The following is a 15,891-nucleotide window of genomic DNA, read 5'->3' as shown; positions in this document are numbered from 1 at the left end:
AGTGGATCGCGTCGGGTCGATGGTTGATGGTCGTCGGTTCAGGATGGCGGTCGTGAAAAGTTAGTCCGGGTCATGGCGCCGTGGCGGCGGCAGTGCGGACCAGGGCGAGGGTGGTGGCGTCGTTGTCGCCGAGGGGATCGGATTCGGCGATCTGGAGCTCGCCGCGGGCGAGCAGGCGATGCTTGTGCTGGCTTTCGAGGAATTCGGTGACGCTGGAGAGGACGTTACGGCAGAGCTGATTCGCGTCGCGGCCCGGGTCTTCCTGCAGCGCCTGCTTGACGCGGTCGAGGCCGAACTCTTCTTTGTGCCCCTTGGCTTCCACCAGGCCGCGGGAAACCATAATCAGGGAGGAGCCGAGCGGCATGGCGCAGATTTGCGCGTCGTGGGTGGCGTGGGAGAACAGGCCAAGCGGCAGGCCGCCGGCTTCGAGGGGGCTGATGTCGTCGTGGTCCTTGAGGAGGGCGGGCGTGTGCCCGGCGTTGATGTAGCAGACGGTGCCAAGAACCTCGTTGTAGCAGGCGAGGAAAGCGGGAGCACAACGCACGCCGCCGGCGGCGTCCATGATGGCGCGGTTGATGTCGAGAAGCATGCTGATGAGGGCAACGGGCTCGTTGACGTCGTCGGCGTAGAAGATGTCGGCGGCGCCGTGGAAAACGTCCTGGACGGCGGCGGCGATGTTCAGGGCTTCGTCGCGCTTGCCGGCGATGTCGAGCAGGAGAACGAGAAGGCGCGCGGAACCCACCTGGATGAAGTCGAAGAAGTCGCCGCCAACGCGGGCGCCGCGGTACAGAGCGCCGACGCGGACGGTGGGAAGCTCGGGAAACTTGGCCGGCGCCGGCTTGCGAAGCTCGCGCGCCGGAGCGCGATTGCGGAAGAAAATCTTCATTCGTACCCCGTCGAAGGTGCGGGAAAGTTAACACAGGTGGTTGTCGGTTGTCAGTGCCGGTGTTCGGCCCGTTGTTGGTTCCGACTGCCGATAACCGTAGTTGGCAGTCGGCGCGGCCCGGACTTCGATGTAGGGGACAACGGGCTCGGCTACTTGCCGTATTTCAGGTAGAGATGCCGCGCCAGTTGTTCTTCGAGGTCGGCGTAGCCGGAGTGGATGGTGACGCGGAGGGCGCTTTCGGAGGAGGCGCCGTCGCCCAGGCGCTCGAGGATGGAGCGCAGCTCGGACATGCCGTAGGTGTCGTGGATGTACTCGGCAGCGGCGAGGGATTCGTCGTAGGCGAGTACGGCCTCAAACGGCGAGAAGCTGAGGAAGGAGCTCTCGAGGAAGGCGAGCGGGATCTGGCGCCCGCCGCGGTAGAGGTCGGCGAGGCGGCGCCCGCGCATGGGGCCGAGCGACTTGGGCTCGACCAGTTGCGCGATCCCTTCATTGAGCCACTGCGGGCAGCGTCCGCGGGAAGCCTGGTTGATGAAGGAGTGCGCGATTTCGTGCTTGAGGACGCGGGCCAGCTCCGGCGTGACGGAGGCGAGGCCCTGGATGGGAATGCGCAGCTTGCCGTCGTTGATGGCGCCGATCCAGGCGGGAGCTTCGGTGACGTCGAAGAAGGCCTGGTTGGTGTAAAGGGAAACGGAGATGTTCTGACGCGGCGAGATGCCGAGATCGCGCACCAGGTCGTTGTAGCCGTTTTCGAGCGACGCCTGGATTTGCTGGCGGAGGCTGGCGGAGGTGGTGGCGCCTTCGTAGTGGATGCTGAAGTGACCGGTCTCGGACTGGGAGAAGTCGGATTCGGCGGCGAGTTCGCGCTGCGCGCGGGCGAGATATTTCCGGACGTTGTCTTCGGGGCGCAGGACGAGCGAGCGCTTCCAGGCGGCGATGGCGGGCGCGAGGCGGTCGGCCGAGTAATGGGCGAAGCCGAGGATCATCCAAGCGTCGGCGGAATTGGGCGCGGCGCGAGTGGCGCGTTCGGCAAGCGGAATGGCGTCGGCGGGACGGGCCAGTTGAATCAACACGGCGGCATAGCTGACCAGGACCACGTCGTTCTGCGGCGCGAAGGGGAGGGCGCGATCGAAGTAGTAGCGGGCGCGCTCGCGGTCGCCGCGCTCGTATTCGTGGCGTCCGGCGAGAAAGTAGGCGGCGGCGGTTTGATCGGCATTGCCGGCGCGCTCGATCAGGGCCAGGGCTTCGGTGTCAACGCGGCCGTCCTTGATGATCTTGAGCGCGACCGCGTCGGAGCCGACTATGCTGGCGGCGATATTGGGGACCACGGCGGGCTTGGCGGGCGCGCCAGACGAGGAGCGAAGCGGGGGCTCCCCGCCGGATTCGATGCGGTCGACCATCGACTTGGGAATGGCATAGGTGTCCTCGCCGACCTCATAATAGACGCGCGGACCATTGACGGTGACCTTGTCGGCGGCGATGGTCCGCCCGTTCTTCAGATAGATGGTGTCCGCCGAAGCGAGGCCGGAACAAGTGATTAAGGCGATGATCCAGAAAGCTCGCACGCTGGCGCATTCTAGCATTGCTTTTTGCCGCTGCCGCGCGCCGAGTACCACGGCGGTGCCGGGACTTTGGTGCCTGCTGCTGGTCGCCTGCGGCGCCTGGGCGCAGACGGGCGCCAACGCCCCGCAGCCGGCGACGTCGGCGCCGGCGGCGCCCACCGCGCGTGAAACCGCGTCGGCGCCCGGCGCGGGCCTGGCGCTCTACCGCAAACTGCGCGCGGTGGGGCTGGATCCGGCGGCGGTGTACAACGTGCGCGACGCGGCCATCGACCGCGAAGACCTGCACATCACGCTCGACGACGGCACGCTGGCGTTTGTGCGCGCGGTGGACGGAAAGATCACGGGCGCGTTCTTCGAGGGCGAGGGTGAAGTGCTGCTGATTCCGCCTGACTTGGCGGAGCGCGGCTCGCTGGCCCTGTTCACCGGTGCGGCGGTGCTGGAAGAGAAGTTCACCAACGCGTACTTCCGATTCAACGACAACACGGCGGAGGAACTGAAGCCGGCGCTGCGTCCGGAGGAGGAGGCGCAGGCCTTCGTCGAAAAATACGACAAGGTGGTGCGCACGCTGGCGGAGGCGGACGCGCTGCGTCTGATGACCTCTTATCTGAACCAGCCGACGGATGGGGAAGACCGCCTGTTTCGCGCGCGCCTGCAGGGCGTGAAGCTGGGCGTGTTCGACGTTTATTTCGACACGCTGAGCGCCGAACAGATCGCGGTGCTGAAGCTGACGTACGCGGGAGGAACGGGGTATTACGACGTATTGTGTTCGTTTCCGATGAGGTCGGCGAGGTCCAGGGGTTCAGACGCAATCGAGAAAACCCCGGCGCCAAACCCGGGAGGTGACAGGGGTGGGACATCCGCGCTGAAAGTTACGAAGTACACGGTGAAGGCGAGGATCGAGCCACCGCACGTGCTGGCGGCGGAGGCGCAGCTCGATATTGAGGTGCAGCAGGGAGGAGAGAGGATTGAGTTCTTCGAACTGTCGCGCTACCTGAAGCTGACGGCGGTGGAAGCAGACGGAAAGCCAGTGGAGTTCCTGCAGAACGAAGCCATCGAGGGCAGCGCACTGGCGCGTCGCGGCAACGACGTGGCGGCGGTATTGTTTCCGGAGCCGCTGCGCAGGGGCCAGAAGTTGCGGTTGAAGTTTACCTACGCGGGAAATGTCTTGTCGGACGCGGGTGGCGGGCTGCTGTACGTGGGAGCGCGCGGCGTGTGGTATCCCAACCGTGGGTTGACGATGGCCGATTACGACCTGGAATTCCACTATCCGCAGGAATGGACGCTGGTGGCGACTGGCAAGCTGGTGTCGCATGAGCACGCCGCGGGAGAGCAGGTTGCACACTACGTTGCGGAGCGGCCCATCCCGGTGGCGGGATTCAACCTGGGGCGTTACTCGGTGGCCAGCGCCAGCGCCGGCGGCGTGCGGGTGGAAGCGTACGCGACGGCGGCCATGGAGAGCACGTTCGGAGCCCAGCGGCCGGCGGTGATCTTGCCCATCCAGCCACCGTCGCCGCGACGCGATCCGCGGCTGCCGCCAGTGATCGTGATGGCGCGTCCGGCTCCCGCGCCCAAGACGAAGGCGGAAGAGGTGGCGCAGAGGTCGGCGCGCGAGATTGATTTTTTCTCGCGCAGCTTCGGAGCGTTTCCCTACAGCTCGCTGGCGCTGTCGCAGATGCCGGGCCGCAGCAGCCAAGGCTGGCCGGGACTGGTGTTCCTTTCCAGCTACGCGTTTCTCACCCCGGAGCAGTTGCGGCAGGCACGGGTTGGGCCGATGGCGGCGCTGCAGTTCAGCGGCTTCATGCAGGCGCACGAGACGGCACACCAGTGGTGGGGCGACCTGATCGGTTGGAAAACCTATCGCGACCAGTGGCTGGTGGAGGCGCTGGCAAACTACTCCGCGATCCTGGCGCTGGAGAAAGAGCGCCCGGCGGACTGCAAGCAGATGCTGCAGGACTACCGGGCGGAGCTGCTGTCGAAAAATGCCGAGGACGAGGAATACGCACATGCCGGGCCGGTGACGCTGGGCCTGAGGTTGTCGTCGTCGCATTTCCCGGATGGGTTTGACGTGGTCAGCTACGGGCGCGGCGCGTGGCTGATGCACATGCTGCGCACCATGATGCGGGATGCGCCGGGTCAGAAGAAGGAAGGCGAGCCGTTCCTGCGCGCGCTGCGGACATTACGCGACCGGTTTGCCGGGAAGGAAATGTCGACGGCGGATTTCCTGCGCGCCATGGAGGAGGAAATGCCGGAGTCGCTGCGCTACGAGGGAAGCAAGTCGCTGCAGTGGTTCTATGAATCGTGGGTCAACGGGATGGCCATCCCGAAGCTGGAAACGAAGAACGTCAAAATCCGCAAGCAGGGTGCGGGCGCGGTGGTGACGGGCACGATCCTGCAGAAAGAAGCGACCGATGATCTGGTAACGGCGGTGCCGGTGTACGCCTCGGTGCGAGGGCGTCAGGCGCTGCTGGGATATGTGTTCGCCGACGGCAAAGAGAGCGAGTTCCGTTTGCATGCACCGGCGGGGGCGAAGAACGTGGTGCTGGATCCGTATGGGACGGTGTTGACGAGGTAAGAACCGCCGACAATTTTCGAATTGCAGAATTGCAGAATTGACGGATTCAAGGCATGAGCAAGGCAAAACATATCGGAATCGTGGCCTGCAGCGCGGAAGGCGCGGCGCTGTGCTATCGCACGATTTGTGTCGAGGCCGAGGAGATGATGGGCAAACACGATCATCCCGAGGTGTCGATGCACACGCACTCGCTGGCCGAGTACATGAAGTGCATCGACGAGAAGAACTGGCAAGGCGTGGCGGAGTTGATGCTGTCGTCGGCGGAGAAGCTGGCGAAGTGCGGCGCGGAGTTTCTGATCTGCCCGGACAATACGATTCACCAGGCAATGCCTCTGGTGCGGCCGCGCTCGCCGCTGCCGTGGCTCCATATCGCAGGTGCGGTAGGCACTGAAGCGATCCGGCGCGGGTACCGGCAGTTGGGGATCACGGGGACGAAATACCTGGTGGAGAGCAGCGTGTATCCGCAGGAGCTGGAGAAGCGGGGCATCGGGTGGCTGCGGCCGAAGGACGACGAGCGCGAGGAGATCAACCGGATCATTTTTGACGAGTTGGTGCGCGCCAGGTTTACGCCGGAGGCGCTGAGTTATTTTCAGCAGGTCATCGAAAGCCTGAAGCGGCGCGGGTGCGACGCCGTGGTGCTGGGGTGCACGGAGATTCCATTGCTGGTGAATAACGAGAATTCGCCGCTGCCGGTGCTGGATTCGACGCGGTTGCTGGCGAGGGCTGCGCTACGGGCGAGTTGTGAGTTGTGAGCGAAAAAAGATCAACGCAGACCGTGCGGAGGGTTGGAGAAAAGCAGGTCCTTCGACTCGGACGCGCCAACCCGCACGCCCAAGCTGGGCGTGCTGGTTAGTTGGCGCGTCCTCGCTCAGGATGACACCCGTTATTTTGTGGGGACAAAGTGAAAGTCTTTGTCACGTCGAGCGGTCACCCGGTGAATCGGAAATTGACGAAGGCGGCGAGGAGGAACGTCATGAGCGCGGCGGAGGTGGCGAGCCAGGCGCGGCGGCGCAGGGTGGAGAGTTCGTCGGCGAGGACGAGGTAGAGGGGGAAGAGCGGCAGGAGGTAGCGGTGCGCCGAGACGAGGGTTCCGGAGGAGAGCGTCACGACGAGCGTGGAGGCAAGCAGCACGGAGTAGCTGATGGGAAGACGGCGCGCGGCGTGGAGGAGAATGATGAGCGCCGCGAGGGTGCAGGCAAGGACGGTCCAGAGGTGGATGGCTTCGGTCCAGAAATCGAAGTGGCCGTGGGCTGCGGCGCTTTGTGCTGTGGTCCAGAGCGGGCGCAGCAGGTTCGGAGTCCATTGCGTGTGTCGCCAGTATTTTCCCAGGACGCGAGTGTAGAGCAGCGCGTCTCCCCAGCGGTCGTGCAGGTAGACGAAGTGAGCGACCAGGCCGAGCGGGGCAAGAAAAAATGAGAGCGCGCTGTGAAGAACACCGGCCGGAGATCCGCGCCCCACCTTCCCCAATCTCCCCATTGCTCCGTCACGCGTCGGAGACCTGTGCCACTGGCTGAGCAGAAATTCTGCGGCGATAGCTAGCACAAAACAGAAGGCCGGCGGGCGCGATGCGGTGAGCAGCCCGAGCAGGATGTTGGCGGCGAACCAGCGGCGGCGGCGTGCAAGGTAGAACGCCGCGAAACCGAGCGCGCAGAAAACGGCTTCGGCGTAATAGGCGGCGAGGAAGTAGGCCGAGGGGAATACCAGGAAGAGGAGGACGGCGCGCTGTGCCTTGAGGTCGTCGCGGGTGTAATCGAGCGCGAGGAGGTAGAGGAAGACAGCGGCGAGCGCGGTGGCGATGAGGTTGAGCAGGAGTCCGGCGGCGATCAGCGGTAGCCCGAGACGATGCAATGCGGCGACGGCGAGTGGAAAGAGCGGGAAGAAGGCGAAGTCGCGGGGTTCGTCGGCCCGATAACCGTGGGCGGAGATGTGGAGGTAGTAGTAGGCGTCCCAGCGGACAGCGCCGGTGCCCGGCGAGCGCATGGCGGCTTCGATCTGTGGCTCGTGGTTGGTGGTGAAGGCGATTTCGTCGGGCTGCGCGGGGAGGAAATGCGCGCAAGCGGCAAAGGTCAACAAAAGCACGACGCGCCAGGCGAGCACCAGGGTGAGGATGCGGGAGAGGCGCGGGGTTGCGAGTTGCGGGGAAGCAGGCGCGGTGGCCGAGGCTGTGGTCACGAGGGATGGGGCGGATTATATGGTCAGGCGGTCCGCCGGTCTATCGGTCTTTCGGTCGATCAGTCTGCAGGTGAACGACGGATGGAGGAATCCACCGAGAGACTCGATTTCCAGAAACGCTGGGCGAGTGCCCAGGCGCCGGCGGGGATGAGGATGGCGGCGCCGGTGATGGCCGCAAGGAGGCGCACGGGGATGGCGGCGTCAATGGCGGCGGAAGCGGCCCAGGCGGTGAGGGAGATGGTGGCCATGCAAATGCCGAGGTCGGCGGAGAAGACGCGCCCGCGGAATTGGTCGTCGCTGTAGAGCTGGAGCAGGGTGGTCGAGAAAGTCCAAATGATGGAGCCGCCGCAGTGGGCGACGATGACGCAGAGCATTGCGATCCAGACGTTGGGCGCGACGGAGATCGAGCCCACGCCGCAGGCGGCGGCAATGAATCCGAAGAGAATGCCGCGGCGAAGGCGGGAGTCGCGCTGACCGGCCCAGGTGGCGCCGATGAGCGGGCCGAGCAGGGCGCCGATGCCGCGCGCACCGATCAGGACACCCATTCCGAGCATGGCAGCTTGGCCGGCGGAGCCGCCGAAGCGGAGGGAGAATTCGCGCTCGCCGAGGATGGTGTAGATGATCCAGGTGGCGCCGATCATCAGGCCGAGGCCGCCCTTCACCAGTACGGTGGCGAGCAGGCGCGGGCGATCTTGCAGGTAGCGCAGACCTTCCATCATGGGCGAGAAATCCACTACCTCGCGCGGGCGCAGGCGTGGCAGTCCGGCGGCGTGGGGCTCGTGAAATCTCATGCCGCCGATGAGCAGAGCGGAGGCGACGAAGGAAAGCGCATTGAGGATGAACACGGCTTCACGCCCGAGGAAAACGGCGACGATGCCGCCGAGCGTGGCCCCGACGGCGAGGTCGAATGACCAGGTGATGGACGACAGCGTGTTGGCGACGATGACCTCTTCGCGCCGGGTGATGTTGGGAATGACGGAGTTGCGCGCGGGCTCGAAGAAGGCGGCGGCGACGGTTTCCATCACCAGCAGCGGGTAAATCAACCAGACGGTGGAGCGCGAGCGGACGAGCAACATCGACAGGACAATGCCGGCGCGGAGCAGGTCGGCGGTAATCATGACGCGTTTGCGGCGAACGCGGTCGTTGACCACGCCGGCGGAGGGGCCGACCAGCGTTTGCGGCAGGACTTGCAGAACCAGGGCGAGGCCGACGGATTGCGCGCGTCCGGTGAATTGCAGCAGCAGCGTGTACAGGGTGACGGTGTAGAACCAGTCGCCGATTTCGCTAACGATCTGCGCCAGCCAGAGGCGGCGGAAGTTGCGGTTGCCGCGTACCAGGCGCCAGTAGGCGGAGGGTGAGATGCGCTCTGCGGCGGAGGCGCTGAACTCGAGCGCGGTTTCGGGATTGGTGGACAAGTTGCGAGTTCCGAGTGGCGAGTTGCGAGCGAAAAGCTTTACCGCAAAGCACGCCAAGGACGCAAAGGAAAAGTCAGGAGTGAGAAGTCAGAAAGGCAAAGCAATACCGTCGGCGATGCGTGCTCCTTGTTGGTACTTCTTACTTTTGACTTCTTACTTCTGACTTCCTGGCGGCGTTGAATTGCTCGGACTGGCCGCGCGCGATGCTGAGCGTCTTCCATTCGGCGCCACGGAAATGCTTGGCAAGAAAAACGATCTGGCCGATGTGGTAGGCGTAATGCGCTACGGCGCGGTGCGCCGCCTGCAGGACGGTCAAGGGTTCGCCGCGGATTGTGACCGCGCGCTCCAGGTCGGCAGGCTGGAGCGAGGCCAGCGTGTCGAAAACGATCTTCCAGCCGGATTCCCACATTTCCAGGAGCTGGGCGCGGGTGGTGGAGGCGGAAATTTCGAATTCCTGGTCGCGATGACGATCGGGCTTTTCGCCATCGCTGGTGAGGAAGTCGGTGAAGCGAGAACGCAGGTTGCCGGCGATGTGCTTCATCAGCACGGCGATGCTGTTGGATTCGGGGTCGAGTTGGAGGAAGAGTTCGTCGTCGCGGAGCTGGGCGATGGCGCCTTCGGCGAGGCGCTTGTGGCCGCGCAGGGCGCGACGGGCTTCATCGAGGTAGGCGGTGCCGGTATCCATGAAGACATTGTAGTAGGGAACGGAAAGTCAATAGCGGCAAGAAGTCAGAAGTGCAGTTTCCGAAGGGGGAAGATCGGGATCGCGGGCGGTTCCTTCTTACTTCTCAATTCTCACCTGAGCAAAGAGGGCTTCCGACGGCGGAAGCCCATTCAAACCCTCTTCGGGAGCCCTGTGAACGTTAGTGCTTTTTGGCTTTCTTTTTTGCCTTCTTCTTCATTGGCATGGTTGTGGTTCCTCCTAAGGAACGTTTTCTCCCTTGCTTCAGAGCCCGGAGACCAAGGGGCCAAACCATTTGCAGTATGACCCTTTACTCTGACACAAGATATAGGGTCTTATGTGTAATCAAGTCAACAGAAATCTTTGCCGGTTCGGAGTTGCGAGTGAACTATCTGGTGGCGGCGCCGAGTCGTGGGAATGAGGCGCTGGGTTGCGTGCTCAGGGAAGCTCAACCGGAGCAAACTCAGGCTGAGGCCTGCATCCAAGAAATTGGCGCCTGTGGAAAGTGGAGCGGGCGCCAACATCGGAGTTGTTATGCGGCTCACTCCGTGCTAGAAAACGCAAGCTGGGAGAAGGCAACGCAGGCTGATGCCGGTTAACAGGATGGCGACGGCAAGGAAATCCGGGAAACACAAGCGGGAGGAAGTGCTGATCCCCGACAAGCTGTACTTCCGCATTGGGGAGGTGTCGCGGCTGTGCCGGCTGCCGGCCTACGTGCTGCGGTTCTGGGAGACCGAGTTCCCGCAACTGAAGCCGGCCAAGAGCAGCACCGGGCAGCGCATGTACCGGCGTCGCGACCTGGAAAACGCGCTGCGGATCAAAACCCTGCTGTACGACGATGGCTACACGATCGCGGGGGCGCGCCAGCAACTGCGATCGGAATCGAAGGCGCTCAAGACGCAGGTGGGACTGCCGTTCCCGCGGCGGGCGCCGTCCGACGGGCTGAAGCGTTTGCGCCAGGGACTGCAGGAGATCCTGGTTATCCTCTCCAGCAGCGCCAAGCGAGCGAGGGCGTAGGACAGTTCCAGGTCGAGTCGCAGTTTCAGCAGCAACAAAAACCCAGTTTCCTTTCATCAGAGACAACATGACCGCGAATGAAATCAAACGCATGATTTGCGCGCTGCTGCTGGCAAGTTTGCCGGCGCAAGGGTGGGCGCCGCATGAGCACCAGGCGATGGGGAAGGTGTCGGCGGCGAAGCTGGCGGTGAGCACCGATCCCGACAAACACGAAATGGTGGCGAAGCTGGGACCGCTGAAGTTGCCGGCGCTCACTGATCACATGGCGACCGCGCAACCGAAGCCGCAGTTCATGGAAATTCCGTTCGACGGGTGGATCACCGCGTATCATCCGTCGCTGCAAGATGAGGCAGGCAACCTGCTGCCGGGGCGCATGCTGCATCACGTGGCGTTCTGGAACTCAGCGCGCTCGGATTTTCTCTGTCGCAACAAAGAAGAGCACATTTTTGGCGCGGGCGGGGAGATGAACGACTGGCCGGCGCTGCCCGGGTTCGGATATCGCGTGCACAAGGGCGACCGGATTCGCGTCACCACCATGTTTCACAATCCCACCGACCAGAGTTACTCGAGCGCGTGGCTGGTGGTGCGGATGGAGTATCAGCCGGAGAGCGCGCGGCTGAAGAGCGTGTACCCGGCGTGGTTTGACGTGAAAAAGTGCGGCGATTCCTTGTTCCCGGTGCCGGCGGTGGGAATCGCGTTGCAGGCAGAGATACCGGTGAATTTTTCCGGGCGGCTGCTGGGCGTCGGCGGGCACATGCACGACTACGGCGAGCAGCTTGTGATCTCCGATGAGACGCAGAAACAGCCCATAGCGTCGTTGCGCGCGACCCTGGATGAGCAGGGACACATACGGTCCATGCCCGTAGCGGTGTTCATGGATCGTGGCGGGTTTCCGTTGCAGAAAGGCGATGCGGTTCTGGTCGAGGCGCGATACGGAAAGCCGCAGGTGACCCACGCGGAGGGGATGGCGATCGTGGTCGGGTATTTTTTGCCGGATGACGAGGCGGAGATGAAGGGGTTGGAGCGAAAGTGAGTTGACGGCACGTACCGGGGTGACCTAGCGCCGGTGCGTGATCTGTGACATATACTTCCGAGCCATGTACCTGGTTATTCTGTGCGCCATAGTAGCGGTGGCGGTGACCGTCTGGCTGATCATGGCCGGCGAAGGGAAATCACCAGAATCGCGGCGCTCGAATGCGCGCATTCAACTGGCCGTGCCGGTGGAAGTGGAATGTTTCGGAGAAGTGTTTAACGCCGCCAGCCAGGACATCAGCCGCGGTGGCATGTTGTTGAAGGCGAAAGCGCCCGTAAAGGTCGCGCAGCCGGTGCATCTCTCCTTTACCCTTCCGGAAACAACTCTGGTTGAGATTCCCGCCGTGGTGTGCCACCAACGAGGCGAGTTGTTCGGGGTGAAGTTCGATCCCACACACCGCCGGCGCGCGGTGATCGAAAAGTGGGTGCGGCACGCCTTCGAGGAAGATCACCGGCGGGCGGCGAAGGCTGCAGTCCAGCAGCCGGCTGAACCCTAGTTCTTCCATCCATCCATGCTTGAGGTTACTTCGGCGCCGGAGGCGGAGGCTCGATGCGCTCACGGAGCTTTGTGACCAGGCGCGAGGCGGCTTCGACGAGATGGTCGGAGCGCGTGCGCTGGCGGAAGCCGCCCTTGGGCTGTTCGGAGGCGGACCAGAGCGGGATGTGGGTCTTGGCGTCGTAGACTACGAGCTTGATGGCGCCGTTGGAGAGATTGCGGGTAGTGGAGGAGGAATCCTCCGTGCGGCCGGAGGGACCGACGCGCGTCTTGCTGGAGACGGAAGTGCTTTCCTCGTCGGGAGAAGTGACTTCGATGATGACGTCGGCCTCGGTGCGCGACTCCACCAGGCGGAAGCGTCCCCAGCCTTCCAGTCCCGAGGAGATGACGTTGAAGGGAATTTCGCTGCCGCCGGCGTTCTGCACAACCGCGGTCTTGGCGGCGGCAAGGCGCGCAGCTGGGGAAACCAGGGCGGGGTTGTTCGGCGGTGGCTCAGCTTTGTCTTTGGGTTTTTCCTGCGCGAGCAGGCCGATGGCGGCGATCAGCAGAGTGAAGAGCGGCAATGCGCGGAACAGAAATTGCATGGCGGTTAACCGCACCGATTATAGGCCTGACTAACTGGGGAAATGGAAGTAGACGTCCTGCTGCGAGGGGATGGGGCGGCCATCCATCATGGCGGGACGGAAGCGCCAATTACGAACCGCGGCGACGCACTTTTCCTCGATGCCGTGGCCGAGGCCCTGCAGAACCCTGGTTTCGGTGACGTTGCCCTGCGTGTCAATGGTGATCTCCACGATTACGTTGCCTTCGATGCCGGAAGGAATCTGCCATGGCAGGATGCCGGGATCTGGGAAGACAACCGGTAGGGCGGGCCGGACATCATGGCCGCTGCTGGGGCCTTGCGCGAGCGAGCCAAACGGAGAGCCGGCGCGCGCGGACTCGGAGGCGACGGGCTGGCCGGTGGCAGTGTTTAGGGCCGCGGGTCTAGGGCTTGGCTTCCGACGCGGAGCGGTGCGGGTGAGCGAGATCTGCCGTGTGGCGGGAACTGTGGTCGAGTCTGGCGCGGTGGAGGCACCACGATGCGAAAAATAGACGAGTTCGGTTGTCGTGCCGCCGTGCCCGAAGGCGATCTGGGACGGCGTGACGAAGATGGGCCGCGGCGGGCGTACCAGGAAGTACACCACAACACAGTGCAGAACGAACGACACCAGCAGCGAACTGTTCCAGCGGCGTCTTGAGGTTGGAGCCAGCGCGAACATGCCCATCCCAGCAGTGCTCACGACATTGTAGCCTGACTTCGGCACGGGCGAAGCAGGAACGGCGCGGTTGCCGTTGTTCCTAGCCGGCAGCCTGCGTGTGCCTGGTCTGCTTTTTGGTTTCGCCGCGCCACAGGGCAGCGGTCACTTTTTGCTCGTGCGACAACGAGGGTGAGACCCTCATTTCTCCGCTGCCCATGAACCGCTCGTGGTTCTCCTCCAATTCGCTGGGAACATAGCGGTAGTTGACCATCACGCCGAAAGAGTCGCGCAGGCCGTAGGGCCGCAGGTTGGCGAAGGGATTAATGGATTCCAGGCGCGCGCCGTTGGAGAAATGGAACTGGGCGACGGGATCGCAAGGCTTGTCGCCGTGGCGGAATTGGGTGAGGTAAACCAACGTCAAGCGGCGCAGTGGGGCGCCCAGCTCTTTCTGGTGCGCGATGGGGTCCTTGAGCAAGTGGAAGAGCGCGTCCACGGGGTTGGACTGTCCGGAGGCGCCGACCAGGTCGGAGGCGAAGTCGTCCAGCAGGCGCGCGAGTCGGTCCTGCGTGAATCCGTAGGGAAGGTGATGGGCATGCACCACCCGGGCCAGGTGTGCTACCGGCGAGAGGGTGCTGTAGTTATCGATCTTGGGTAGTTCCGCGCCGAGCTCGTCGACTACCTGCTTGATCAGAAAATTTCCAAAGGGAATTCCGCGCAGGCCGTCGAGACAGTTGTTGATGGAATAAAAGATGGCGGAATCCGCTTGCTCGGGCGGGAGCACGGGAGCGGTGATGTCGAGCAGCGGATCGAGGTGGCGCGCCAGGCCCTTGGTGAGCGCTACTTCGACGAAGATGACCGGCTCGCCGGCCAGAGCGGGCTGAAAGAAAGCGAAGCAGCGGCGGTCGGTTTCGAGGCGGCGGCGCAGGTCGGGCCAGCCGTTGATCTCGTGCACCGACTCATACTCGATCAGCTTTTCCAAAGTCAGCGCCGAGGTGTGCCAGCCGATGCGCTCCAGGCGCAGAAAGCCGCGATTGAACCAGGAGCGGAACAGGTGCTTGAGATCGGCGTCGACGACGGCGAGGTCGGGATGAGCCTGCGAGAAGCGCATCAGGTCGGCGCGCATGGCGACCAGGCCGTCGGTGCCGGCGGGCGCGGTGTTGATGCGGCGGAACAGTTCCTGGCGGGGCGGCTCGGCGGCCTGGGCCAGCCCGGCAACGCTGGCCGCTGTGGGGGCGCGCCGGTACTCCTCCAGCGCGCGCTGTACGGCGTCGCGGCTGGCCGCGAAGTCGAAGGCCAGCATCTGAAAAAACGCCAACTGCTGGGCGGAGTCGAGTTGCTTGTACTGCTCCAGAATGTGCTGTGCCAGCACGGTCTGCGAAGCTTCGCCGCGCTGCGAGAGAAGCTGGGTGCACAGCAGGCGCATGTCGGTGCCGCGAGCACCGCGCAGGCTACGAAGAAGGGTGGCGAAGAATTGCGGCATGGCTAAGACACCGCTACTCGAGCGGTCACCGGAAAGTATAAGCGGTATCCGGACAAAGCGGCGTGAGGCCAGGAAGGCCCTTCACCGATGTTACGTTTGGTCGTTCAGCCGAGGCCGTGTCATGGGATCCAGCAGCGGGAGCGGAGTCTCGGCAGCGTGCAGCCGTGCGATCAGCTTAGTGAGGGTACTTTGGTCGGCTGGATTCAGATGAGTGAACTCAATGCCCATGGCCATGTCCGCGTAGAAGACTCGAACCACGCCTGCGGCCGAGATTTCATGGTTGCCGATCTTGAGCAAAAGCGTCAGGGTGCGGCCTGCTGGCAATGGATTACCGGTTTCCACATAGCAACCAGTGAGACTGATATCGCCCAGTCTCGCCGCGAAGCCAGTGCTGCCGCGTGCGCTCGCAACAAAGACATCGCCAGAGACCGGGAACCGAGTGCGCGACCGTCGGTCTCTGAGGCGGCGGCGTACGTACTGGTGGCCATTCGCGCCGGGAATTTGGTAGCTGTCCAGTGCAGGTTGCGGTAGATCGGTCTGCCAGATGTTCTTCTCGGGCTGCAGGCACTCAAGGCCCACTTCATTGCCCCAGGACGTGCCGCTCTCCACGAGCCAGACAACTCGGAAGCGAGCCTGTCGGTTGCGATATTGCAGTCCGACGGTGTCGCCGCTCGATAATGGGATATGAACTCCCCCCAGTCGTGCGCCTGTGCCACTGATGTTTACGGTGCAAACGTGCTCGGAGAAGGGGGTCCCCTCGCGATTGGTTCCCCAGATTCGAACCGGCACTATGGCTGCCACACGCTCGCGGTCGCGACGGCCCATATGGACTCCTCCTCAACTGCAACGTTACAAAGGGCCGAATGGGCCACGGTTCCGCACACAAGAACCAATTGCAAACGTTTGGGAAAGCCGCATCTGCACGGTTAGGATATTTCGCCGCGCTGGCAGTCCACAAGGTGACTGTAGTAACCGGAAACGCGCAGCAAGCCAAAACCGAGCGATGGCCGGATGATGAGCCATGGCAACCAGAAGGCGGGGTTTATTGGTCGGGGAGAGAGGATTTGAACCTCCGACCCCCTGGTCCCGAACCAGATTTTTCAGCTTGTTGAACGTCTATGGAATTTTGTGGATTCTAAGTGATTGCTGTTGAACCTGTTGCGGCTCGGTAGTTGAAAGCTATTGAACCTTGTTGAAGTCTGGTGGAGAGTGTCCCGCTTTTAGTTGGAGGTTGAAGAGCGGCGCTCGGGATCATGTTACGCGACCTCCTGCTTAGTCGCAGCTTTTTCTGTTTCTCCTCTTCCTAGGATTGCTCTCAGTTGCCAGATGTCCTTCCAGCCCA

Annotated in this window: 14 protein-coding genes; 5 read left to right on the top strand and 9 right to left on the bottom strand. The window is 63.3% G+C overall.

The window, feature by feature from the left end; genetic code table 11:
• Positions 1 to 70 precede the first annotated feature (70 nt).
• Positions 71 to 886 (bottom strand): SpoIIE family protein phosphatase, encoded by an 816-nt coding sequence (locus tag LAN64_13985; protein MBZ5568947.1) that lies wholly within the window; start codon positions 884 to 886, stop codon positions 71 to 73.
• Between the two features lie 149 nt (positions 887 to 1,035).
• Positions 1,036 to 2,448, bottom strand: a complete 1,413-nt coding sequence (locus tag LAN64_13980) for a tetratricopeptide repeat protein (protein MBZ5568946.1) — start codon at positions 2,446 to 2,448, stop codon at positions 1,036 to 1,038.
• Here LAN64_13980 and LAN64_13975 point away from each other — a divergent pair.
• Together LAN64_13975 and LAN64_13970 are read left to right on the top strand one after the other, a co-directional pair.
• Positions 2,429 to 5,017 (top strand): hypothetical protein, encoded by a 2,589-nt coding sequence (locus LAN64_13975; GenBank protein MBZ5568945.1) that lies wholly within the window; start codon positions 2,429 to 2,431, stop codon positions 5,015 to 5,017. The two genes, LAN64_13980 and LAN64_13975, sit on opposite strands and share 20 nt — an antisense overlap.
• A gap of 53 nt (positions 5,018 to 5,070) precedes the next feature.
• Entirely contained in the window at positions 5,071 to 5,769 is a 699-nt protein-coding gene (locus tag LAN64_13970) for an amino acid racemase (protein MBZ5568944.1), read from the top strand.
• A gap of 175 nt (positions 5,770 to 5,944) precedes the next feature.
• Here LAN64_13970 and LAN64_13965 read toward each other — a convergent pair whose 3' ends face one another.
• From LAN64_13965 to LAN64_13955, 3 genes are all read right to left on the bottom strand, one after another.
• Positions 5,945 to 7,189, bottom strand: coding sequence for a hypothetical protein (locus LAN64_13965; GenBank protein ID MBZ5568943.1), 1,245 nt, complete (start codon positions 7,187 to 7,189; stop codon positions 5,945 to 5,947).
• A gap of 59 nt (positions 7,190 to 7,248) precedes the next feature.
• Positions 7,249 to 8,550 (bottom strand): MFS transporter, encoded by a 1,302-nt coding sequence (locus LAN64_13960; protein MBZ5568942.1) that lies wholly within the window; start codon positions 8,548 to 8,550, stop codon positions 7,249 to 7,251.
• 193 nt (positions 8,551 to 8,743) lie between these two features.
• Positions 8,744 to 9,289, bottom strand: a complete 546-nt coding sequence (locus LAN64_13955; GenBank protein ID MBZ5568941.1) for a DUF1572 domain-containing protein — start codon at positions 9,287 to 9,289, stop codon at positions 8,744 to 8,746.
• Positions 9,290 to 9,889: 600 nt separating this feature from the next.
• Here LAN64_13955 and LAN64_13950 point away from each other — a divergent pair.
• The 3 genes from LAN64_13950 to LAN64_13940 all read left to right on the top strand — a co-directional run bounded on the left by LAN64_13950 (position 9,890) and on the right by LAN64_13940 (position 11,832).
• Entirely contained in the window at positions 9,890 to 10,303 is a 414-nt protein-coding gene (locus tag LAN64_13950; protein MBZ5568940.1) for a MerR family transcriptional regulator, read from the top strand.
• 67 nt (positions 10,304 to 10,370) lie between these two features.
• Entirely contained in the window at positions 10,371 to 11,336 is a 966-nt protein-coding gene (locus LAN64_13945; protein ID MBZ5568939.1) for a hypothetical protein, read from the top strand.
• A gap of 64 nt (positions 11,337 to 11,400) precedes the next feature.
• Entirely contained in the window at positions 11,401 to 11,832 is a 432-nt protein-coding gene (locus LAN64_13940; protein MBZ5568938.1) for a PilZ domain-containing protein, read from the top strand.
• Between the two features lie 25 nt (positions 11,833 to 11,857).
• Here LAN64_13940 and LAN64_13935 read toward each other — a convergent pair whose 3' ends face one another.
• The 4 genes from LAN64_13935 to LAN64_13920 form a co-directional block, all read right to left on the bottom strand.
• Positions 11,858 to 12,415 (bottom strand): hypothetical protein, encoded by a 558-nt coding sequence (locus tag LAN64_13935; GenBank protein ID MBZ5568937.1) that lies wholly within the window; start codon positions 12,413 to 12,415, stop codon positions 11,858 to 11,860.
• Positions 12,416 to 12,445: 30 nt separating this feature from the next.
• Complete coding sequence (locus LAN64_13930) at positions 12,446 to 13,111, bottom strand: TonB family protein (protein MBZ5568936.1); 666 nt, start codon at positions 13,109 to 13,111, stop codon at positions 12,446 to 12,448.
• Positions 13,112 to 13,169: 58 nt separating this feature from the next.
• Positions 13,170 to 14,549 (bottom strand): malonyl-CoA decarboxylase, encoded by a 1,380-nt coding sequence (locus LAN64_13925; GenBank protein MBZ5568935.1) that lies wholly within the window; start codon positions 14,547 to 14,549, stop codon positions 13,170 to 13,172.
• A 90-nt stretch (positions 14,550 to 14,639) separates the two neighbouring features.
• On the bottom strand, positions 14,640 to 15,374 hold the full coding sequence (locus tag LAN64_13920; GenBank protein ID MBZ5568934.1) for a PilZ domain-containing protein: 735 nt from the start codon (positions 15,372 to 15,374) through the stop codon (positions 14,640 to 14,642).
• Between the last annotated feature and the right edge of the window lie 517 nt (positions 15,375 to 15,891).

Source organism: Terriglobia bacterium (genome assembly GCA_020073185.1).
In the GTDB taxonomy this organism is placed as follows: domain Bacteria; phylum Acidobacteriota; class Terriglobia; order Terriglobales; family Acidobacteriaceae; genus JAIQGF01.
Note: the sequence above shows the minus strand (reverse complement) of the source record. Positions and strands in the feature narration are given on the sequence as shown.